General features: G+C 64.3%; 16 protein-coding genes and 3 tRNA genes. 14 read left to right on the forward strand and 5 right to left on the reverse strand.

What is annotated here, in order from left to right; translation table 11 throughout:
- Window positions 1-65: 65 nt before the first annotated feature.
- Window positions 66-2,690, forward strand: coding sequence for a DUF349 domain-containing protein (locus ACF8LI_RS07260; RefSeq protein ID WP_392414767.1), 2,625 nt, complete (start codon window positions 66-68; stop codon window positions 2,688-2,690).
- A 151-nt stretch (window positions 2,691-2,841) separates the two neighbouring features.
- Here ACF8LI_RS07260 and ACF8LI_RS07265 read toward each other — a convergent pair.
- From ACF8LI_RS07265 to ACF8LI_RS07275, 3 genes are all read right to left on the reverse strand, one after another.
- Window positions 2,842-2,926, reverse strand: a tRNA-Leu gene (locus ACF8LI_RS07265).
- A 154-nt stretch (window positions 2,927-3,080) separates the two neighbouring features.
- Window positions 3,081-3,165: transfer RNA gene (locus ACF8LI_RS07270), tRNA-Leu, on the reverse strand.
- A 160-nt stretch (window positions 3,166-3,325) separates the two neighbouring features.
- Window positions 3,326-3,410, reverse strand: a tRNA-Leu gene (locus tag ACF8LI_RS07275).
- 34 nt (window positions 3,411-3,444) lie between these two features.
- Here ACF8LI_RS07275 and rnr point away from each other — a divergent pair.
- Window positions 3,445-6,012 (forward strand): ribonuclease R, encoded by a 2,568-nt coding sequence (gene rnr / locus ACF8LI_RS07280; protein ID WP_338500095.1) that lies wholly within the window; start codon window positions 3,445-3,447, stop codon window positions 6,010-6,012.
- A 6-nt stretch (window positions 6,013-6,018) separates the two neighbouring features.
- On the opposite strand, the gene ACF8LI_RS07285 is transcribed toward rnr, so the two are convergent.
- Both ACF8LI_RS07285 and ACF8LI_RS07290 read right to left on the reverse strand, forming a co-directional pair.
- Window positions 6,019-7,599 (reverse strand): NAD(P)H-hydrate dehydratase, encoded by a 1,581-nt coding sequence (locus ACF8LI_RS07285; protein WP_392414453.1) that lies wholly within the window; start codon window positions 7,597-7,599, stop codon window positions 6,019-6,021.
- Between the two features lie 45 nt (window positions 7,600-7,644).
- Window positions 7,645-8,916, reverse strand: coding sequence for an FAD-dependent oxidoreductase (locus ACF8LI_RS07290; protein WP_392414454.1), 1,272 nt, complete (start codon window positions 8,914-8,916; stop codon window positions 7,645-7,647).
- 367 nt (window positions 8,917-9,283) lie between these two features.
- Between ACF8LI_RS07290 and rpsB the strand changes: the two genes are divergently transcribed.
- The 12 genes from rpsB (at window position 9,284) to fabZ (ending at window position 21,038) form a co-directional block, all read left to right on the forward strand.
- Window positions 9,284-10,036 (forward strand): 30S ribosomal protein S2, encoded by a 753-nt coding sequence (gene rpsB / locus ACF8LI_RS07295; protein ID WP_016447490.1) that lies wholly within the window; start codon window positions 9,284-9,286, stop codon window positions 10,034-10,036.
- A 114-nt stretch (window positions 10,037-10,150) separates the two neighbouring features.
- Complete coding sequence (gene tsf / locus ACF8LI_RS07300; protein ID WP_016447489.1) at window positions 10,151-11,047, forward strand: translation elongation factor Ts; 897 nt, start codon at window positions 10,151-10,153, stop codon at window positions 11,045-11,047.
- Window positions 11,048-11,112: 65 nt separating this feature from the next.
- Window positions 11,113-11,835 carry a UMP kinase gene (pyrH, locus tag ACF8LI_RS07305; protein ID WP_016447488.1) on the forward strand — a complete coding sequence of 241 codons (723 nt, stop codon included), beginning with the start codon at window positions 11,113-11,115 and terminating at the stop codon, window positions 11,833-11,835.
- Window positions 11,836-11,878: 43 nt separating this feature from the next.
- Complete coding sequence (gene frr, locus ACF8LI_RS07310) at window positions 11,879-12,439, forward strand: ribosome recycling factor (protein ID WP_016447487.1); 561 nt, start codon at window positions 11,879-11,881, stop codon at window positions 12,437-12,439.
- A 35-nt stretch (window positions 12,440-12,474) separates the two neighbouring features.
- Window positions 12,475-13,221: a polyprenyl diphosphate synthase gene (gene uppS, locus ACF8LI_RS07315; RefSeq protein ID WP_392414455.1), complete on the forward strand. Its 747-nt coding sequence runs from the start codon at window positions 12,475-12,477 to the stop codon at window positions 13,219-13,221.
- Window positions 13,222-13,234: 13 nt separating this feature from the next.
- A complete protein-coding gene (locus tag ACF8LI_RS07320; protein WP_016447485.1) occupies window positions 13,235-14,089 on the forward strand; it encodes a phosphatidate cytidylyltransferase in 855 nt (284 codons plus the stop codon).
- A complete protein-coding gene (gene ispC, locus ACF8LI_RS07325; protein ID WP_392414456.1) occupies window positions 14,086-15,264 on the forward strand; it encodes a 1-deoxy-D-xylulose-5-phosphate reductoisomerase in 1,179 nt (392 codons plus the stop codon). Before ACF8LI_RS07320 ends, ispC begins: the two co-directional genes overlap by 4 nt.
- Window positions 15,265-15,346: 82 nt before the next feature.
- On the forward strand, window positions 15,347-16,717 hold the full coding sequence (gene rseP / locus ACF8LI_RS07330) for an RIP metalloprotease RseP (RefSeq protein WP_392414457.1): 1,371 nt from the start codon (window positions 15,347-15,349) through the stop codon (window positions 16,715-16,717).
- A 45-nt stretch (window positions 16,718-16,762) separates the two neighbouring features.
- Window positions 16,763-19,060 carry an outer membrane protein assembly factor BamA gene (bamA, locus tag ACF8LI_RS07335; protein ID WP_016447482.1) on the forward strand — a complete coding sequence of 766 codons (2,298 nt, stop codon included), beginning with the start codon at window positions 16,763-16,765 and terminating at the stop codon, window positions 19,058-19,060.
- Window positions 19,060-19,569 (forward strand): OmpH family outer membrane protein, encoded by a 510-nt coding sequence (locus tag ACF8LI_RS07340; RefSeq protein ID WP_016447481.1) that lies wholly within the window; start codon window positions 19,060-19,062, stop codon window positions 19,567-19,569. The genes bamA and ACF8LI_RS07340 overlap by 1 nt, the downstream gene beginning before the upstream one ends.
- 24 nt (window positions 19,570-19,593) lie before the next feature.
- Window positions 19,594-20,601, forward strand: a complete 1,008-nt coding sequence (lpxD, locus tag ACF8LI_RS07345; protein ID WP_016451336.1) for a UDP-3-O-(3-hydroxymyristoyl)glucosamine N-acyltransferase — start codon at window positions 19,594-19,596, stop codon at window positions 20,599-20,601.
- Entirely contained in the window at window positions 20,598-21,038 is a 441-nt protein-coding gene (gene fabZ / locus ACF8LI_RS07350) for a 3-hydroxyacyl-ACP dehydratase FabZ (protein WP_012206736.1), read from the forward strand. Before lpxD ends, fabZ begins: the two co-directional genes overlap by 4 nt.
- Window positions 21,039-21,043: the final 5 nt, after the last annotated feature.

Raw genomic sequence — 21,043 nt, forward strand, 5'->3', positions numbered from 1 at the left:
TGGCGGCCCGCGGCAGCCAGGCATTCAACGATTGATTCATGTCTTCTCTTTCCCCCCGCAGCACCATGTCCGATGCACCTGAAGTGAGCCCTGCTTCTGCCAAGAATCCTGAACAACACCCCTTGGATGTGCTCACGGGCGGTGCCTTCTCCGCCGAAACCTCGGGTGATCGCGCCTCGCGCATCCGCGACTGGCTGGCAACCCAGCCTTCGGTCGAGCAATTGCAGGACGTCCTCAAGGAGCTGAGCGCGCGCGACAAGAGCGCGGCCCGCGCCGTGCGTGAGCGTCTGGATGAAATCCGCCGCACCAAGGACCAGGAAAAGATCGCAGTGGAATGGGCTGAAAAGGCCCAGGCACTGCTGGTCGCATCGCCCTTCAATGCCGCCGACGCCATCGCCTGGCAGCGCGACGCCGCCAAGGCAGGCGCCCCGCTGTCGCGTGAGCCGCTGTCGCAGTACAAGGCCCAACTGGCCGAGCGCGTCAAGGCCATCGAGGAACTGCAGCATCGCGTGCAGGTCCAGCGCGAAGTGGCTGTCTTGCTGGCCCAGCGCATCGAAGTCCTGTCCACCAAGCCATGGCGCGACGCCCAGGCTGTGCTCGACAACCTGCGCGCCGACGTGGCCCGCTGGCAGGAGCAGGCCGGCGAGCTCACCGGCGATGCCAACTGGGCCAGCGTGGATGGACGCTTCCCGCCCCAGCTGGAAGCCGCCAGCGCACAGCTGATCCTTGTCTGGGATGCGTTCCAGTCTGCCCTTGCGCTGACCGAGGCCGCCGCAGCGGACGAAGCAGCCCCGCTGCCCACCGTGCCCGTGTGGGCCGATGAACTGCGTGTGGCGCGTGGCCTGCCTCCCGAGGCAGCGGCCGCCGAGCCGTCCAAGCCAGCGCCTGCCGGCCGCAGCGCAGCGCAGCCCAAGGCCAAGACGTCGCCTGAGCAGGTGGCTGCCGCCAGCGCTGCCCTGACCCAGGCGCTGGAACAGCTCCAGGCCGAGACGGCTGCTGGCGAAAGCAAGGCTGGCTCCGCTGCCGTGCAAGCCGTGCGTGCCGCCATCAAGGCCCATGGTCGTCTGGTGGACGACGCACTGGTCACCAAGGTGCACGAGGCCCTCTTGGCAGCAGGCGAAGCCGAAGGCTGGCCGCGTCAGAACGCAGACAAGCTGCGTGAGGAGCTGGTTGCCAAGGCGGAAGCTCTGCTGAACCGTCCCGAAGGCCAGGCGCTGGGCGGTCGCAAGATCCAGGAATCCCTGCGCAGCCTGCGTGAGCAGTGGAAGCTGGCCGACCAGGGCAGCGCGGCCAACCACGCTCTCTGGAAGAAGTTTGACGAAGCCTGCAACGCGGCCCACAAGGTGGTCGAGTCCTGGCACGACAAGCTGCGCACGGAAACCACCCAGTCCAAGGCACAGCGCCTGGCGCTGATCGAAGAGATCAAGGCCTGGGCAGCGCAGCAGGCCGCCAGCGAAGATCTCAAGGGTGCGGCCCGCGCATTGCGCCAGTTCGCTGAACGCTGGCGCGAGAGCGGTCATATCGGTGAAAAACTGTTTGCCGAGCTGCAGCCCCAGTTCAAGCAGGCCATGGCCCTGGCCGAGGCTCCGCTGCATGCTGCGCAAAAGGCCAGCCTGCAGCGCCGCCACGCCATGATCGACGAGGCCACGGCGCTGGGCTCCGCACCCAGCCTGCGCATCGATGCCGTCAAGGCACTGCAGCAGCGCTGGCAGGCCGAGGCACAGGCCGTGCCGCTGGATCGCAAGCATGAGCAAAAGCTGTGGGACGCCTTCCGCAAGCCCCTGGACGAGGCTTTCAACCGCAAGGGCAGCGAGCGTGGTTCCCGGGCCGCAGCCGTGCAGCTCAGCGACCATGACCGCCGCGTACTGGAGGCTTCGCAGGCCGTGGAAGCTGCCAACACATCGGGTGACGTGCAGCAAATCCGCGCTGCGGTGGAGGCTCTGGAGCAGGCGCTGCGCGGCCGTGCCGATGCCTCCGTCAACGCTGCCCAGCCGGAACAGGCGCCAGTGGCTGCGGCCGGCTCGGAAGAATCGCAAGCGAAGCCGGCGCCGGTGCGCCCCGTGATTGCCGTGCGCGGGGATGATCGTCCCGGCATGAAGAAGGAAGAGGGTGGTGCGCGCGCTGCCCGTCCTGGCGACCGCCGCGACGGTGGCCGTGGCCGCGATGGAAGGGACGGACGCGACAACCGTGACAATGGCCGCTTTGGCCGCGAACCGCGTGAAGAGCGCGGTCCGCGCCTGGCCGATCCGGCCTTCCGTGCCCAGCGTGAAGCCATGGAGCATGCGCAGGACGCTCTGCGCAAGCTCGCGGCCCAGGCCCATGGCGAAGCGCTGACCCAGCTGATGGCAGCCTGGGAATCGCGTGACGCTACGCAGATTCCGGCGGCCCAGCAGCTCGGCGGTCGCGTGTCTGCGCAAGTGCGCAGCGCCTGGTCGCAGGCACTGGCCCAGGCGCCCAAGGGTGATGCGGGTGAAGCCCTGCTGCGCCTTGAAATGGCTGCCGACGTGCCCACGCCTGCAGAGCATCTGAGCGCCCGCCGTGCCCTGCAGCTGCAACTGCTGACGCGCCGCAACGATCCGGCCCCGCAGGAAACCTGGGGCAGCGATGCCGCGCGGGTGCTGGCATCGGCACGCGATGACGCCACCGCACGCCGCCTGCAGAACGTGCTCAAGCAACTGCTGCGCAAGTGACGGGGTGGGGTTGAGACCCTCATCGTCAAGAAAGGGAGCCGTCGGCTCCCTTTTTTTGACCCTGCCGATACCTGATGGTGCTTGGGATGGAGGCATCCGTGTACGCACCCAAGCAAAAAGGCCGTTGCATGTGCAACGGCCTTTTCATGTTTGGTGCCCAGGAGAGGACTCGAACCTCCACGGAGTTACCCGCTAGTACCTGAAACTAGTGCGTCTACCAATTCCGCCACCTGGGCATTTCAGAGTACGCAAATTATATAGCGCGAAAGCGATGTGCCGGGCAGGCTTGCAAAGATTTTCGTGAAATTTTTCTGGCGAGAGGCGCGTGACGTCGCTTTTCGGAAACGGCAAAGAAAAAGGCCGTTGCATGTGCAACGGCCTTTTCATGTTTGGTGCCCAGGAGAGGACTCGAACCTCCACGGAGTTACCCGCTAGTACCTGAAACTAGTGCGTCTACCAATTCCGCCACCTGGGCTTGCTGAAGCTGAAATTCTACTGCATTTTTTTGCAGCGAAGTCCTGATCTTCGATTTTTTTCTTGAGACTGTGATCGGCCAAGTCATGAAGCCAGGGAGCCACCTTCTTGTGAAGATAGTTCCTCAGTTCACCGCAACCTCTGCAGGTTGTCGTTAAACTTGGTGCCCAGGAGAGGACTCGAACCTCCACGGAGTTACCCGCTAGTACCTGAAACTAGTGCGTCTACCAATTCCGCCACCTGGGCATCTCAGGAAAGATTTAGATTGTATACCAAGAAAATGAACCCTCACGCAAAAAGTGCCGACGCGAACGACGAAATCGGGGGCAGTGTGCAGGGGCACCGCGACGGACATGGCTTCGTCATCCGTGATGACGGCGAAGGCGACATCTTCCTTCCTCCCAATGAAATGCGTGCGGTGCTGCACAAGGACCGTGTCAAGGTTCGCATCGTGCGGCAGGACCGCCGCGGCAGGCCTGAAGGCCGCGTGGTCGAGATCATCGAGCGGCCTGCGCACAACATCATTGGCCGCTTCTTGCAGGAAAGCGGCGTGTATCTGGTCGCTCCCGAAGACAAGCGCTATGGCCAGGACATCCTGATCCCTGCCAACGCGACGGGTTCGGCCAAGATCGGGCAGGTGGTCGTGGTGGAGTTGACCGAGGCGCCTGCACTGTTCGGCCAGCCCGTGGGGCGCATCATTGAAGTGCTCGGTGAGGTCGACGATCCCGGCATGGAGATCGAGATTGCGGTGCGCAAGTACGGCGTGCCCCATGTGTTTTCCGATGCCTGCCTGGCACAGGCCAAGGCCCTGCCGGACAGGGTGCGGCCTGCCGATCGCAAGAATCGCATCGATCTGACCGATGTGCCCCTGGTCACCATCGATGGCGAGGATGCGCGCGACTTCGACGACGCCGTCTACTGCGAGCCTGCCAAGGTCGGGCGCGGCAAGGGCTGGCGCCTGCTGGTGGCGATTGCCGATGTGAGTCACTACGTGACCACGGGCAGTGCCATCGATATCGATGCCTATGACCGTGCCACCAGCGTCTATTTCCCGCGCCGCGTGATCCCCATGCTGCCCGAGAAGCTCAGCAATGGCCTGTGCTCGCTCAATCCCGATGTGGATCGCCTGTGCATGGTCTGCGACATGCTGATCACTGCAAAGGGCGATATCCATGCCTATCAGTTCTACCCCGCGGTGATGCACAGCCATGCGCGCTTCACCTATAACGAGGTGGCTGCCATCCTGGCCAATACGCGTGGCCCGGAGGCTGCCAAGCGCTCCGATCGCGTGGGCGACTTGCTGAATCTGCATGGGGTGTACCAGGCGCTGCTCAAGTCGCGCGAAGCACGCGGCGCCGTGGACTTCGAGACCACGGAGACGCAGATCGTCTGTGACGAGAACGGCCGCATCGAGAAGATCGTGCCGCGCACGCGCAACGAGGCGCACAAGCTGATCGAGGAGGCCATGCTGGCCGCCAACGTCTGCAGCGCGGACTTCATCGAGCACAGCGGCCGCGTTGGCCTGTTCCGCGTGCACGACAAGCCCTCGCTGGAGAAGCAGGACATCCTGCGCAACTACCTCAAGGCCATGGGAGTGGGTATGGCGCTTGGCGAGAATCCGGCCACGTCCGAATTCCAGGCCATTGCCAATGCCACCAAGGACCGGCCTGATGCCCAGCAGATCCACACCATGCTGCTGCGCTCGATGATGCAGGCCTTCTACACGCCTGAAAATTCGGGCCACTTCGGGCTGGCCTTCGATGCCTATACGCACTTCACCAGTCCGATTCGCCGCTATCCCGACTTGCTCGTGCACCGCGTGATCAAGGCCGAGCTTGAAGGCACGCACTATCGCCTGCCCGAGCTGCCCACGCCTGGAGAGGCCGAAGCCAAGTTGGCCAAGCGTCTGGCCTCGCGTGTCAGTGCACCCGGCCAGAAGCCGCGCAAGCGCGCGCCTGCCGCCGAGGTCCAGGCCTGGGAGGCTGCAGGCCTGCACTGCAGCGCGAACGAGCGCCGCGCCGATGAGGCCAGCCGAGATGTCGAGGCCTGGCTCAAGTGCAAGTACATGCGTGAGCATCTGGGGGAGGAGTTCGCTGGCGTGGTCTCTGCGGTCACCACCTTCGGCATCTTCGTCACGCTCGATGCCATGTATGTGGAGGGTCTGGTCCACATCACCGAGCTGGGAGGGGACTACTTCCGCTTTGATGAGGCGCGCCAGGAACTGCGGGGCGAGCGCTCGGGCATTCGCTACGGAATAGGTACGCGGCTGCGCGTTCAGGTCAGCCGTGTGGACCTGGATGGCCGGCGCATCGATTTCCGCCTGGTGCGCGACGGCGAAGAGCAGCCGGCTTCGGGTCGTTCCGGCAGGGCGCCGGCGCGCACGGAAGCCCATCAGGGCGAAAAATGGGGGCGCCGCGACGCCAAGGAAAAGCGTGCGCAGCGTAACTCCGGCGGTGCCGGCGGAGCCCGGTCTGAATCCGACGGCGCGGTGTCTTCCGGCAAGCAGGGGCGCAAGGCGTCCAAGAAGGCCATGGTCAAGGGCGTGAACCTGGCCGCGCTGGAGGCTGAATATGCGAGTGCCCAGTCTCGCCCGGCCGCGCCAGTGCGTCAAAGCGACGTGAGTGAGCCGGTCGTGGTGCCTGGTTCGTCCGCACCTGCGGCACGCGCCTCCCGCAAGGGCAGGGCGGCTGAAGCGCGCAAGTCTGTCGCCGTCGATGCTGACGACGGTCTGCCGCAGTTGCCGCCGCCATCGCCGGTGCAGGCGCTGCGCGCCTTGGGTAAGAAGGCCTTGGGGGCCGTCAAGTCCAAGGTGGCAGGCAAGACATCCAAGCCCCGGCGCAAGCCCTGAGGGCGTCTATTGGCCCAGCCGCTGGGCCAGCGCGCTGGCGCTGAACGGCATTTGCGCGGGCCATTGGTCTGCCGCATGACCGTGGCGCCAGGCCGCCAGTGTTGCGGCCTGCGCGGAGTCCAGCCCTTGCGCCCATAGCGCGGCAATCAGCCCGGCGAGAACATCTCCGGTTCCTCCGGTGGACAGCCGGGCGTTGCCTGTGGGGTTGATCCAGCAGGGCGGCGATGCATTGCCGTCGCCCTGCGGTCCGGCGATCACGGTGCCCGAGCCCTTCAGCAACGCCGTGCAGTTGAATTGCAGCGCCAGCTGCCTGGCTGCTGAAAGTCGCTGGGCCTGGATCTGGGCAGTGCTCATTTTCAGCAGGCGGGCGGCCTCCAGCGGGTGCGGTGTCAGCACCGTGTGCTGGCTGCGTCGGCTGCGTTCTTTCAGAAGCAGGGCCAGCGACTCATCTTCGGCAACCGCGTTCAGTGCGTCTGCGTCCAGTACCAGCCTGGGCGCCTGATCCAGAATTTGGGGCAGCCAGGCGCGCACCGCCATGCCGCCGCCACATCCGCACACGACGGTGGCGCCGCGCCAGTCTTGTGCTTCGGGGCTGCGCAACATGATTTCGGGCCAGGGGGAGATGGCCTGGCCTGACCCGTGCGAGGCATCGAGCAGTGCCAGCATCACGCGTCCCGCCCCGCCGTGCAAGGCTGCCAGTGCGGCCAGCCAGGCGGCGCCGGTCATGGACAGGCCGCGGTATTCCAGCCCCTCTCCGCCCAGAATGGCCACGTCGCCAAAGCTCCCCTTATGGCTGGCATGCGGACGCGGGGCGCGGGCTTCCGGGGAGAAAAGTTGTGCGCACGGTGAGATGGCGAAGGGTGGCGCGCTGCTTGCCAGTCCTGTGTCCAGATCGTCCCACCATATCTGGCCGCAGGCGTCGCGACCGCTTCCTGTGAACAGGCCGGGTTGCAGTGTCAGCAGAGCCAGCGTATGCCGTGCGCTGACCGGGAGGTTCATGGGCTCGAATCCAGGCAGGTATTGCCCGGTGTCGGCATCCAGGCCGGATGCGATGTCCACGCAAAGGACGGGGCTCATGCCGGACTGCAGGCTGCGCAGCAGCGGCAGCAATCGGTCATCTTTTCGGGTGGGTGGGCTTGCCGTGTCGGGTCGGCGCAGGCCGATGCCGAGCAAGGCATCAATGCACAGATCCTGAGGCCCCATGTCAGGGGGCATGTGGGCGATCCATTGCACGCCGGCCTTGTGGGCTGCATCCCATGCGGCACGCGCGTCGGCGGGCATGCGGTCGCGTTCGCGCACGCAGCTGACCAGGATGCGGCAATTGCGGGATCGTGCCGGCATCGTGTTCAGGTGCTGTTGAAGCCAGGCGGCTGCCTGCAAGCCGTCTCCGCCGTTGTTCCCAGGGCCGCAGGCGATCCAGATGCGGTTGGCGTGAGGGGCGATGGCGCGTGCCAGGCGTGCCAGCCCCATGCCTGCGCGCTGCATGAGGCGGTGTGCGGGCAGTCGGGCCGCGGCCTGCTGTTCCAGGGTGCGTGTGGCCACCGTATCGAACAGTGGCAATGCGGTGGATGTGGGAATGCGCAGCATGGCCTGAGCATAGCCGCCAGCCGCAGGGCGGGGTGTCCGCAGCGGTCAGCCGAAGCGGCGCGGATCCAGCAATGCGCTGTCCAGGAAGCTGGTGCGGTTGTCCATCAGGTCGCTCAGCATGCTGGCGCAGCCTTGGGCAATGGCGGCACCACAGCTGCCATGGCCCAGGTTGAGCCAGATGCCGGGCAAACCGCTGGCGCCCAGCAGCGGCAGTCCATCGGCTGTGCACATGCGTGTGCCATGCCAGATCTGAACGCCCGAGGTCAGCACCGCGCTGCCGGGAAAGACCATGTTGAGTCGGTGGTACATGCGCTGCAGCGTGGCCTCGTGCATGGGGCCGTGGCTGCCCAGTTCAGCGCCGGCCACGACCCGCATGCGCTGGCCAAGGCGCACCAGGGTCATCTGCTCGCTCCAGTCGACGATGGCGTGGCGGGGCGCGTAGCCTTGTTCGCGCAGCGGAGCACTGATGCCATAGCCGCGCAGGGCGATCATGGGCAGGCGCAGGCTCAGCGGCGCGAGCAGGTTTGCGGCCTCGGCGCCAGTGCAGACGACGATGGCATCGTGCGACCGGGGCGTGTCTTCGCCTTGCAGCTGCAGGCGAGCGGTGCGCCCGGCGCCGCCGGGCTGCAGTCGCTGCACAAGGCGTTGCGTCTCGAATCGTGCTCCTGCGGACTGTGCGGCCTGCCTTTGCATCAGCGTGGCCAGGCGGCCGTTGGCGGCGCCAGCCTGCGGGAAATACAAGGAGCCTGCGAGTGCGGTCTCCTCGCCCAGCGCGGGCTCACGCAGGCGAGTCTGGGCGGCATCCAGTGCCTCGCAGCGCGTGCCGGCCTCGGCCAGCGCTGCCAGTGCAGGTTTCAGTTGCTCATGGTCGGCCTCGCTGCCCAGCAGCACCAGGCTGCCGGAGACATATTCCGGGTCCAGCTCCCACTGCCGCCACAGCGATTGCTGGAACTGCTGGCTGCGCTGGGTGAGTGTCTCCAGTGCCGCCATCGTGGCTGTGGGTTCGCCGGCTTTGCGCAGGCGCCGCCCAGCCTGGCGCCATTGCCATAGCCAGCGCAGCTGGGCTGCGAGGTTTCCGGAGCCGAGGCGTGGCAAAGCCTGCCGGCCGGGAAGCGTGGGTGAGCGTTCTGTGGTGGAGAGACCGGGGACGCTCCACGGTTGGAGCAGGCTGGGGCCCAGCCAGCCGGCATGTCCGAAGCTGGCTTCCTCGGCCACCGTGCCATGGCGCTCGTAGACGGTGACCTCGTGCCCGACCTGGGCCAGTGCGTGGGCTGTCGCAACGCCAATGCTGCCGGCGCCCACAATCGCGATGTTCATTTTGGGGTGGAATCTGCTGAAGTGCCTGAATTATCAAGCGGATGTAGCTATCACTACAGGAGTGTGTGGCCGATGCGGCAACCGTGGCTATGCGGGGTGTGAGCGCGCGTTGGGTGCGAAGCCTCAGTCTTGGGATGGCGTATGCTAGAATCTTGCGGCTTTGCTAGGGGTTCACCCTGATTTTCTTCGGAATTGCCGGAGATCAGGTGATGGCTTTGGGGTGCGAGGTGTTCGTCATGAATGCCTGCCCATGCTTGCAACCCCCGTTGCAAAGTCAATCGCAAACCAGTCCCTTCAAGGTGTTGCTTCCTGTATCCAGGGGGCAATTGTCGGGCTGGATTTTAGACCTAACCTTTGAGGTATTCATATGTCCGTCACTATGCGCGATATGCTGGAAGCAGGCGTCCACTTCGGTCACCAGACCCGTTTCTGGAACCCCAAGATGGCCCCCTTCATCTTCGGCCACCGCAACAAGATCCACATCATCAACCTGGAAAAGTCGCTGCCGATGTTCCAGGACGCCCAGAAGTTCGTGAAGCAGCTGGCTTCCAACGGCGGCACCATCCTGATGGTCGGCACCAAGCGCCAGGCCCGCGAGCTGGTGGCTGCCGAAGCCCAGCGCGCTGGCGTTCCTTTCGTTGACCAGCGCTGGCTGGGCGGCATGCTGACCAACTTCAAGACCGTCAAGACGTCCATCAAGCGTCTGAAGGAAATGAAGGCCCAGCAGGAAGCCGGTCTGGAAGCCATGAGCAAGAAGGAACAGCTGATGTTCGTTCGCGAACTGGAAAAGCTGGAAAAGGACATCGGCGGCATTCAGGACATGAACAGCCTGCCCGACGCCATCTTCGTGATCGACGTGGGCTTCCACAAGATTGCCGTGGCCGAAGCCAAGAAGCTGGGCATCCCCCTGGTCGGCGTGGTTGACTCCAACCACAATCCCGAAGGCATCGACTATGTCATCCCCGGTAACGACGACTCTGCCAAGGCCGTGCAACTGTACGCCCAAGGCATCGCCGACGCGATCCTGGAAGGCCGCGCTGCTGCACTGACCGACGTGGTCAAGGCCGCATCCGGCGAGAGCGGTGACGAGTTCGTGGAAGTGGAAGAATCCGCTGCCTGATTGAGCTTGTCCGGCTGAGCGACCTCGTCGCCGAATAAAAAGCGGGGCTCAGGGTAGCCCCGTTTTTTTAAGCCGAAATCCTGTAACGAATCGAACTGACATTGGAGAAATACGATGGCTGCAATTACCGCAAGCATGGTGGCTGAACTGCGCGCAAAGACTGACGCGCCCATGATGGAGTGCAAGAAGGCCCTGACCGAAGCCGAAGGTGACCTGGTCAAGGCGGAAGAGCTGCTGCGCGTCAAGCTCGGCACCAAGGCTGGCAAGGCTGCCTCGCGCGTGACCGCCGAAGGCGTGATCGCCGCCTTCATCAATGGCAACCAGGGTGCCATGATCGAAGTCAACAGCGAAACCGACTTCGTGTCCAAGAACGACAGCTTCATCGCGATGGCCAACGCCGCCGCCAAGCTGGTCGCCGAGCAAAACCCCGCCGACGTGGCCGCGCTGAGCGCACTGGCCTATGAGCAGGACGGCTTCGGCCCCACGCTGGAAGACGTGCGCAAGGGCCTGATCGGCAAGATCGGCGAAAACATGTCCTTCCGCCGCTTCAAGCGCTTCGAAGGCTCCAGCCTGGCTTCCTACCTGCACGGCTCGCGCATCGGCGTGGTCGTCGAGTTCGACGGCGATGCCACGGCTGCCAAGGATGTCGCCATGCACGTGGCCGCCATGAAGCCCGTGTCCGTGACCAGCGCCGACGTGCCCGCCGAGCTGATCGAGAAGGAGCGTACCGTTGCTGCCGCCAAGGCTGCCGAGTCCGGCAAGCCTGCCGACATCGTCGCCAAGATGGTCGAAGGCTCGGTGCAGAAGTACCTGAAGGAAGTCTCGCTGGCCGACCAGGTCTTCGTGAAGGCTGCCGACGGCAAGCAGACCGTGGCCCAGATGCTCAAGGCCGCCAACACCAACGTCAAGGGCTTCACCCTGTACGTGGTCGGCGAAGGCATTGAAAAGAAGGTCGACGACTTCGCTGCCGAAGTGGCTGCCCAGGTGGCTGCCGCCAAGGCCGGCGCCTGATCCTTCCGGGCGACCGAACCGTTCCCTTCACCATCCATCATCATCCACCACTTCGGAGAAACACCATGACCCACGCCACACCGGCCCACAAGCGCATCCTGCTCAAGCTGTCCGGTGAGGCACTCATGGGGGATGACTCGTTCGGCATCAACCGTGCGACCATCGAGCGCATGGTTTCCGAAATTGCCGAGGTCACCAAGGTTGGTGTCCAGGTGGCGGTGGTGATCGGTGGGGGGAACATCTTTCGCGGCGTGGCTGGCGGCTCGGTCGGCATGGACCGTGCCACCGCCGACTACATGGGCATGCTGGCCACGGTCATGAATGCCCTGGCCCTGGCCGATGCCATGGACAAGCAGGGGCTGACAGCCCGCGTGATGTCGGCCATTGCCATCGAGCAGGTCGTGGAGCCCTATGTGCGCCCCAAGGCCTTGCAGTACCTCGAGGAGGGCAAGGTGGTGGTGTTCGCTGCCGGCACCGGCAACCCGTTCTTCACGACCGACACGGCCGCCGCGCTGCGTGGCGCTGAAATCGGCGCCGAGGTGGTGCTCAAGGCCACCAAGGTCGACGGTGTCTACACCGACGACCCGATGAAGAACCCCGACGCGACCCGCTACCACAAGCTGGCTTTCGACGAGGCCATCTCGCGCAACCTGGGCATCATGGACGCCACCGCCTTTGCGCTGTGCCGCGATCAGAAGCTGCCGATCCGGGTGTTCTCCATCGTCAAGCCCGGCGCGCTCAAGCGCGTGGTCATGGGCGAGGACGAGGGCACGCTGGTGTACGCTTGAGTGTTTTGATACCGCGTTACACAGCTCTTCAAGGAACAAGAACATGACGATTGCAGACATCAAGAAGACCACCGAGTCCAAGATGGGCCAGTCCATCGAAGCGCTCAAGAACAATCTTGCGCGCGTGCGCACCGGTCGTGCCAATCCATCGCTGCTGGACTCCATCCATGTGGAGTACTACGGCTCCATGGTGCCGCTGTCCCAGGTGGCCAACGTCACCCTGCTTGACGCGCGCACCATCAGCGTCCAGCCCTGGGAAAAGAGCATGTCGGCCAAGGTGGAGAAGGCCATCCGCGAAAGCGATCTGGGCCTGAACCCCGCCTCGCTGGGCGACCTGATCCGCGTGCCCATGCCTCCCATGAGCGAGGAGCGCCGCAAGGAAATGACCAAGCTGGCGCGCAATGAAGGCGAAGCTTCCAAGGTCGCCGTGCGCAACCTGCGCCGCGATGCCAACGAAGCCGTCAAGAAGCTGGTCAAGGACAAGGAAGCCTCGGAAGACGATCAAAAGCGTTGCGAAGCCGATGTCCAGAAGATGACCGACAAGCACATCGCCGAGATCGATACGCTGGTGGCGGCCAAGGAACAAGACATCATGGCGGTCTGAGGCTTCTTGCCTCATTTGCCTCAGGGTCCGTACCTTTGACCAAACAAGACTCCGGCGCGGTGCCGCGCCATATTGCCGTCATCATGGACGGCAATGGACGCTGGGCCAATCGCCGCTTTCTGCCGCGACTGGCCGGCCACAAGCAGGGCGTGGAATCACTGCGCCGCTGCGCCCGCGCCTGCGTCCAGCGCGGCGTGCAGGTCCTGACCGTCTTCGCTTTCTCTTCCGAGAACTGGAACCGTCCCGAAGAGGAGGTTTCCGGTCTCATGGGCCTGCTGGCCAACGCACTTGCCAAGGAAGTGCAGCAACTGAGCCGCGACGGCGTGCGCCTGCATTTCATCGGTGACCGCAGCGGCCTGGGCGAGAAAGTGTGCGCGGGCCTTGCGCAGGCCGAGACCGTCACTGCGCGCAACAATCGCCTGGTTCTCAACGTCTGCTTCAACTACGGCGGACGCTGGGACATTGCACAGGCAGCTGCCCGGCTGGCAGAGAAGGGCGAGCCCATCACCCCGCAGAGCCTGGACCGCGCGCTCGCACTGGCCCATGTGCCCGACCCGGATCTGCTGATCCGTACCGGCGGGGAAATGCGCATCAGCAACTTCCTGCTGTGGCAGGCTGCGTATTCCGAGCTTTTCTTCAGTGACAGCTTGTGGCCTGATTTCGATGAGGCCTGCCTGGACGAGGCCATCGCGGCTTTCGCTTCACGCGAGCGGCGCTTCGGCCAGACTTCCGCGCAAGTACAACAATCACAACCGACGTCGTCCCATCCGCAGACGTCCTGAACAAGGGGGAGCCATGCTCAAGCAGCGAGTCATCACCGCCCTGATCCTGCTGGCCATCCTGTTGCCTGCGCTGTTCTATCCCACGGGTATTCCGTTCGCCGTGGTCGTGCTCGTGCTCATGGCGGCAGGTGCCTGGGAATGGGGGCGTCTCAACGGCTTTGGCACCGCGGGCGCCATCGGCATAGGCGCTATCTGCACGGCGATGTGCCTGGGCGCCTGGGCTGCCGGCTGGCTGGAGCGTCCGCTGTCAGCGCTCTGGATTGTTGCCGGTGCTGCCTGGGTGCTGGGTGGCGGGGCGCTGCTGCGTGCCGGCGTGGCTGGCTGGCCTCGCATTGCAGCGCCTGTGCGCCTGGTCGGCGGAGTGCTGGCCTTGTGGCTGGCCTGGGTCGCCGTGGTGCAGGCGCGCATGATGGGCATCAACTTCCTGCTGTCGGTGCTGGTGCTGGTCTGGGTGGCCGACGTGTTCGCGTATTTCGCAGGACGGACCCTGGGCCTGAAATTCACCAAATCCAAGCTGGCTCCCACGATCAGTCCCGGCAAGAGCTGGGAAGGCGTATGGGGCGGCATGGCAGGCGTTGTGGTGCTGGCCTTGGTCTGGGTCTGGGCTGACCGCCACTACGCGGTGGCCGTGCCCAGTTTCTATTCATTGCTGCTGGCGCGCGGGGCTTGGTTCCTGCTGCTGGCGGTTGTTTTCATGGCCGCGATGAGCGTGGTCGGCGACCTGGTCGAATCCCTGGTCAAGCGCAGCGTCGGCGTCAAGGACAGCAGTGGCCTGCTGCCCGGTCATGGCGGCGTCCTCGACCGCGTCGATGCCCTGCTGCCGACCCTGCCGCTGGCCCTGATGCTTTCCTCTTTCGCGCATTCATGAAGCAGAAAATCACCGTCCTGGGCTCCACAGGCTCCATCGGTACCAATACGCTGGATGTGGTGGCGCGCCACCGCGATCACTACGAAGTCTTTGCGCTCAGCGCGGCCACGCAGGTGGACCTGATGCTGCGCCAGTGTGCCGAATTCAAGCCCCGCTACGCCGTCATGGCCAGCGCGCCGCATGCAAGGCTGCTGGCTGAGCAGCTGCGCAGCAATGGATTGGCCACCGAAGTGCTGCAGTCGCCTGACGCGCTGGAGCAGATCGCCTCGCATCCTGAAGCCGATGCCGTCATGGCGGCCATCGTCGGTGCGGCGGGCCTGGCGCCTTGCCTGGCCGCCGCACGCGCCGGCAAGCGCTTGCTGCTGGCCAACAAGGAGGCGCTGGTGGTTGGCGGCGCCCTGTTCATGGACACCGTCAAGCGCCACGGCGCAACGCTGCTGCCCATAGACAGTGAGCACTCGGCCATCTTCCAGTGCCTGCCCGAAGACCGCACCAGCTGGCCCGATCGCGTGGACAGTCTGCTGCTCACAGCCTCGGGCGGGCCTTTTCGCCTGCGCGATCCGTCCACCCTGTCCGGGATCACGCCGGAGCAGGCCTGCGCGCACCCGAATTTCTCCATGGGGCGCAAGATCTCCGTGGACTCGGCCACCATGATGAACAAGGCGCTGGAGGTGATCGAGGCCCGCTGGCTGTTCGACATGGCGCCTGACAAGATCAAGGTCGTCATCCATCCGCAGCAGATCGTGCACTCCATGGTGCAGTTCAAGGATGCTTCGGTGCTCGCGCAACTGGGTACGCCCGACATGCGCGTGCCCATCGCCTGCGGCCTGGCCTGGCCCCGCCGCATCGCCAGCGGTGCGGCGCCCCTGGATTTCGCCAAGCTGTCGGCCCTGACCTTCGAGGAGGCGGATGCCGTGCGCTTTCCGGGCCTGCACCTTTCCTGGCAGGCGCTGCACGCCAGCGAGGGAACCACGGCGGTTCTCAACGCTTCCAACGAAGTCGCCGTTGCCGCCTTCTTGGAGCGGCGCCTGGCATTTGACCGTATCCACGCTGTGAATTTGCGCACGCTCGAGACCTTGCTGCCGCCTACACTGGGCAGCCTGGAAGACCTGCTGGCCCTGGACGCGCAGGCGCGCGAAATCGCGCAGATCGTGGCGCGGCAGTGGCAGCTGTGATGCCGGCTTCGCAGGTCAGGATGGTTTTCTTGATGGGCCTGCGGCGGAATCCAGAGGCGCATTGGATTCAAAGGAGTATCAATTGTTGCTGACCGTTGTCGCATTCGTGGTCGCACTGGGCTTGCTGATTGCCGTGCATGAGTGGGGCCACTACCGCGTCGCCGTGGCTTGCGGCGTGAAGGTGCTTCGCTTTTCCGTCGGATTCGGCCGCCCCATCCTGCGATGGAAGCGCAAGGGTTCGGACACGGAATTTGTCATCGGTGCACTGCCCCTTGGCGGCTATGTGCGCATGCTCGATGAGCGTGAGGGCGAGGTGCCTGCCGACCAGCGCCATCTGGCATTCAACACCCAGCCGCTGCGTGCGCGTGCAGCCATCGTGGCCGCAGGTCCCGTGGCCAATCTCGTGCTGGCCATTGCGCTGCTGGCCATCGTCAATTGGGTCGGCATGCAGGAGCCCGTTGCACGGCTGGCAACACCGCCAGCAGGCACGGTGCTGCAGATGGCGGGTGTTCAAGGCGGCGATCGCGTGCTGCGCATGGCTTTGGGTGACCAGGAATGGGAAGAGGTCCGCTCCATCAATGATCTGCGCTGGACGCTGACCCGTGCAGCGCTCGATGACGAGCCCGTGCGCATGGAGGTGCTCCAGGCCCGCCGCACCGCCCCGTCCGAACTGCGGCTCGCGCTGGCTGGTCAGGTTCAGGGCGAGCCCGATGCCGCCTTCTTCGAGCGCCTGGGCTTGCTTGGTCCCTGGACGCAGCCCGTGCTGGACAAGGTGATTGCCGGTGGTGCCGCCGAGAAGGCGGGCCTGCGCTCGGGCGATCTGGTTTTGCGCGTGGGTGGCACCTCGGTGGACGATGGCACGCAGCTGCGCAATCTCATCCGCAAGATGGGCGCATCGGGCCAGGTCCAGCAGCAGATCTGGCTGGTGGAGCGCGAGGGGCGGCAGTTGCAGATCCCGGTGCTGCCCGACCTGGGCCGATCGGAAGACGGCAAGGAAAGCATCGCCCGCATCGGCGCCTACATCGGCAGCGCCCCGGAAATGGCGCTGGTGCAGCGCGGTCCGCTGGAGGGCCTGTGGGCCGGCGTGCAGCGCACCTGGGAGCTGTCGTCGCTGACACTGCGCATGATGGGCCGCATGGTGATCGGCGAGGCCTCGCTCAAGAACATCAGCGGGCCCCTGACCATTGCCGATTACGCGGGGCGTTCGGCCAGCATGGGCCTGGTCCAATATCTCTCGTTCCTGGCGCTGATCAGCATCAGCCTGGGGGTTCTCAACTTGCTCCCCCTGCCGGTGCTCGATGGTGGGCACCTGATGTATTATCTTTGGGAGGGCGTGACTGGCCGAAGCGTGTCGGAAGTCTGGGCCGGACGCTTGCAGCGTGCAGGCGTGGCGGTTTTGATGATGATGATGTCCGTCGCCTTTTTCAACGATATCAACCGGCTTTGGGGCTAACTTTTCAGCCGTTTTCGGCAAGCCGCAGCGGCGGCAAATCCATTCATGACTAAACGTATCAATCGCCTGGGCGTGCGCGCTGCATCGACCCTGGCTGCCATGGTTTTGGCTGCCAATGCAGCCTGGGCACTGGAGCCCTTCCGCGTACAGGACATCCGCATCGAAGGTCTTCAGCGCGTGGAGCCGGGCACGGTCTTCGCTTCCATCCCCCTGCGCGTGGGTGACCAGTATGACGACGACAAGGGTGCAGCCGCCATCCGCTCGCTGTTCGCACTGGGCCTGTTCAAGGACATCCGCCTGGAAGCCAACGGCAACGTGCTCGTCGTCGTCGTTGAAGAACGCCCGACCATCGCCGAGGTGAACTTCGCCGGCACCAAGGAATTCGACAAGGAAACCCTGCAAAAGGCCATGCGCGATGTGGGCCTGGCCGAGGGGCGTCCGTTCGACAAGGCACTTGCCGACCGCGCGGAGCAGGAGCTCAAGCGCCAGTACATCAACCGCAGCCTGTATGGCGCCGAAGTCGTCACGACGGTCACGCCCATCGAGCGCAACCGTGTCAACCTGACCTTCACGGTGACCGAAGGTGATCCCGCCCGTATCAACGAGATCCATATCGTCGGTAACAAGGCCTTCAGCGAATCCACGCTCAAGGACCTTTTTGACCAGGACACCGGCAACTGGATGAGCTGGTACACCAAGTCGGACCGCTATGCGCGCAACAAGCTCAACGCCGACCTGGAAACGCTGCGCTCCTACTACCTGCAGCGTGGCTACCTGGAATTCCGCGTGGACTCCACCCAGGTGGCGATCTCGCCCGACAAGCAGACCATCTCGCTGACCCTGAACATCCATGAAGGCGAGCGTTTCGTGGTCTCCGGCGTCAAGCTGGAAGGCAACTACCTGGACCGCGACGACGAATTCAAGTCCCTGGTCAAGATCAAGCCCGGCGAGCCCTACAACGCCGATCAGGTCACGGCAACGACCAAGGCCTTCACCGAGCACTTCGGCAACTTCGGCTTTGCCTTCGCGCGCGTCGAGGCCGTGCCGGACATCGACCGTGCGACCAACCGGGTGGCCCTGGTGCTGCACGCCGAGCCTTCTCGCCGCGCCTATGTGCGACGCATCAATCTCAGTGGCAACAACCGCACGCGCGACGAAGTGATCCGCCGCGAATTCCGCCAGTACGAGGCTTCCTGGTACGACGGCGACAAGATTCGCCTGTCGCGCGACCGGGTGGACCGTCTGGGCTTCTTCACAGAAGTCAACGTCGAAACCCAGGAAGTGCCGGGTTCGCCTGATCAGGTGGATCTGGTCATCTCGGTGGCTGAAAAGCCCACCGGCTCGCTGCAGCTGGGCGCTGGTTTTTCCAGCGCTGAAAAGGTTTCGCTGTCCTTCGGCATCAAGCAGGAAAACGTGTTCGGCTCAGGCAACTACCTGGGCGTGGACGTGAACACCAGCAAGTACCGCCGCACCATGGTGCTGTCGACCACGGACCCGTACTTCACGGACACCGGCATCTCGCGCACCTACGACCTGTACTACCGCACTGACCGTCCCTACTACGACGATGCGGCCTACAAGATCGTCACCTCGGGCGGCAGCGTCCGCTTTGGCGTGCCCTTCAGCGAGATCGACACCGTTTACTTCGGCGGCGGCGTTGAACGCTCCGAAATCAAGCCCGGCACCTACCTGCCCCAGGCGTACAAGGACTATGCCGACAAGTACGGCTACTCCAACACCGGCATACCGCTGACCCTGGGCTGGTCGCGCGACAGCCGTGACAGCGCGCTGGCGCCCAACTCCGGTCTCTACCAGCGCCTGAACACCGAGTGGTCGGTGGGTGGCGAGGCCCGCTATGTGCGAGCCAACTACCAGATCCAGCAGTACATCCCTCTGAGCAAGAAGTACACGCTGGCACTGAACGGTGAACTGGGCTACGGCAAGGGCCTCAATGGCCGTCCGTTCCCGCTGTTCAAGAACTTCTTCTCGGGCGGCCTGGGCTCGGTGCGTGGCTTCGAGCAGGGCTCGCTGGGTCCGCGCGACACCAAGGAAAACCTGGCGCTTGGCGGCTCCAAGAAGGTGACATTGAACGCCGAGTTCATGGTTCCGTTCCCTGGTGCCGGCAATGACAGGACTTTGCGTCTTTTTACATTCCTCGATGTGGGCAATGTCTACGGAGCCAACGAGAACTTCGATCTCGGGGAGCTGCGGGCATCCACGGGCCTGGGCATCAGCTGGATTTCCCCGCTGGGTCCCCTGCGCCTGGCCTTTGCTCAACCCATCCGCAAGCAGACCGGGGATAAAATCCAGCGACTGCAATTCCAAATCGGAACCTCTTTCTAATGAAATCTCTATCTAGCCATTTTTCCCTGGCTGTGCTGCTTGGCGCCATGGCCGTTTCCGCGCACGCCCAGGAGTTCAAGGCCGGCTTTGTGAATACGGATCGCATCTTCCGTGAAGCATCGACTGCCAAGGCTGCGCAGTCCAAGCTGGAGCAGGAATTCTCCAAGCGTGAGAAGGAGCTGATTGACCAGGGCAACTCGCTCAAGAGCGCTTCGGAGAAGTTCGAGCGTGAAGCTCCCACCATGGCCGAAAGCCAGCGCGTCTCGCGCCAGCGCCAGCTGGTGGATCAGGACCGCGAGTTCCAGCGCAAGCGCCGTGAGTTCCAGGAAGACCTGAACTCCCGCAAGAACGAAGAACTGGCCCAGGTGCTGGAACGCGCCAACAAGGTGGTCAAGCAAGTGGCCGAATCCGAGAAGTACGACGTCATCCTCCAGGAAGCCGTCTACATCAACCCCAAGTACGACATCACTGACAAGGTGATCAAGGCGCTGAACGGCGGCGGCAAGTAAGCCAGCTGTCCAGGGCTGCATGCCGTGAGCGTATTGTTGGGCCAGATCCTCGATGCACTCGGTGGCGAGTTGGTCGGTGGCGAAAGGGAGATGTCCATCTCCCGCATCGCACCGCTGGACTCTGCCGGGGCCGGGGATCTCAGTTTTCTGAGCAACCCCCGCTACCGCCAGCAACTGGCCGCCTCCGAGGCGGCCTGCGTTATTGTGGCGCCCGCCATGCGCGAGCTGGCGCAGCAGCGGGGTGCCTGCATCGTGGTCCCTGATCCGTATGCGTATTTCGCCAGGGCCACGCAGTGGTGGAAGCGAAACTGCAGGCCCGTGGCGCCGGCCGGTATCCATCCGAGCGCCGTGGTGCACGAGAGCGCCATCGTTGATGCATCGGCCACCATTGGCCCGCTGTGCGTGGTCGAGGAGGGTGCCACGATCGGTGCCCACACCGTGCTCAAGTCGCGCGTCACCATTGGCGAGAACTGCCATGTGGGCGCGCGCTGTCTGCTGCATTCCGGCGTGGTGCTGGGGGCGGACGGCTTTGGGTTCGCGCCCGAGAACGGCGCATGGGTGAAGATCGAGCAGCTCGGCGGCGTGCGGATCGGCGACGATGTGGAAATCGGCGCCAATACCTGCATAGACCGGGGTGCGCTGGACGACACGGTGATCGAGGATGGGGTCAAGCTCGACAACCTGATCCAGATCGGTCACAACGTGCACGTCGGCAGGCATACGGCCATGGCCGGCTGCGTGGGGGTGGCCGGCAGCGCGCGCATTGGCGCGCATTGCACCGTGGGAGGCGGGGCCATCGTGCTGGGCCATCTGCAGCTGGCTGACCGGGTGCATATTTCGGCAGCGACGGTAGTGACCCGTTCGCTGACACAATCAGGTGTTTACACGGGCATGTTTCCCGTGGATGAAAACGCCAAATGGGAAAAAAATGCTGCGACGCTGAAGCAGCTGCACTCCATGCGCGATCGCATCAAGGCCCTGGAGCGGCAACTGCAGCAATCGGCGGATCAAGGCCATAACGGAACGCAATGATGGATATTCACGCAATTCTCAAGCAACTGCCCCACCGCTACCCCTTCCTGCTGGTGGACAAGGTCACGGAGCTTGAGCGCAATACACGCATCAAGGCGATCAAGAACGTCACGTTCAACGAGCCCTATTTCATGGGCCATTTCCCGGGCCGCCCTGTCATGCCTGGCGTGCTCATCCTGGAGGCGCTGGCGCAGGCGGCCGGCCTTCTGGCCTTTGATGCGATGGGCCAGGTTCCGGATGAGAACAACATCTACTACTTCGTGGGCATCGACGGGGCGCGCTTCAAGCGTCCCGTGGAGCCGGGCGACCAGCTGGTGCTGGAGATCACCATCGACCGTGTGCGCGGCGGCATCTGGAAGTTCAAGGGCGTGGCCCGCGTCGAGGACGAAGTGGCCTGCGAAGCCGAGCTGATGTGCACCATGCGCAACGTGGGCTGACGGGC

This window comes from Delftia sp. WSY_12, from assembly GCF_043104645.1.
Classification (GTDB): Bacteria; Pseudomonadota; Gammaproteobacteria; order Burkholderiales; family Burkholderiaceae_C; genus Comamonas; species Comamonas tsuruhatensis.

Coding starts and splice junctions, on each gene's coding strand:
- ACF8LI_RS07260 (WP_392414767.1), top strand. CDS start 66: ATGTCCGATGCACCTGAAGTGAGCCCTGCTTCTGCCAAGAATCCTGAA.
- rnr (WP_338500095.1), top strand. CDS start 3,445: ATGAACCCTCACGCAAAAAGTGCCGACGCGAACGACGAAATCGGGGGC.
- ACF8LI_RS07285 (WP_392414453.1), bottom strand. CDS start 7,599: ATGCTGCGCATTCCCACATCCACCGCATTGCCACTGTTCGATACGGTG.
- ACF8LI_RS07290 (WP_392414454.1), bottom strand. CDS start 8,916: ATGAACATCGCGATTGTGGGCGCCGGCAGCATTGGCGTTGCGACAGCC.
- rpsB (WP_016447490.1), top strand. CDS start 9,284: ATGTCCGTCACTATGCGCGATATGCTGGAAGCAGGCGTCCACTTCGGT.
- tsf (WP_016447489.1), top strand. CDS start 10,151: ATGGCTGCAATTACCGCAAGCATGGTGGCTGAACTGCGCGCAAAGACT.
- pyrH (WP_016447488.1), top strand. CDS start 11,113: ATGACCCACGCCACACCGGCCCACAAGCGCATCCTGCTCAAGCTGTCC.
- frr (WP_016447487.1), top strand. CDS start 11,879: ATGACGATTGCAGACATCAAGAAGACCACCGAGTCCAAGATGGGCCAG.
- ACF8LI_RS07320 (WP_016447485.1), top strand. CDS start 13,235: ATGCTCAAGCAGCGAGTCATCACCGCCCTGATCCTGCTGGCCATCCTG.
- ispC (WP_392414456.1), top strand. CDS start 14,086: ATGAAGCAGAAAATCACCGTCCTGGGCTCCACAGGCTCCATCGGTACC.
- bamA (WP_016447482.1), top strand. CDS start 16,763: ATGACTAAACGTATCAATCGCCTGGGCGTGCGCGCTGCATCGACCCTG.
- ACF8LI_RS07340 (WP_016447481.1), top strand. CDS start 19,060: ATGAAATCTCTATCTAGCCATTTTTCCCTGGCTGTGCTGCTTGGCGCC.
- fabZ (WP_012206736.1), top strand. CDS start 20,598: ATGATGGATATTCACGCAATTCTCAAGCAACTGCCCCACCGCTACCCC.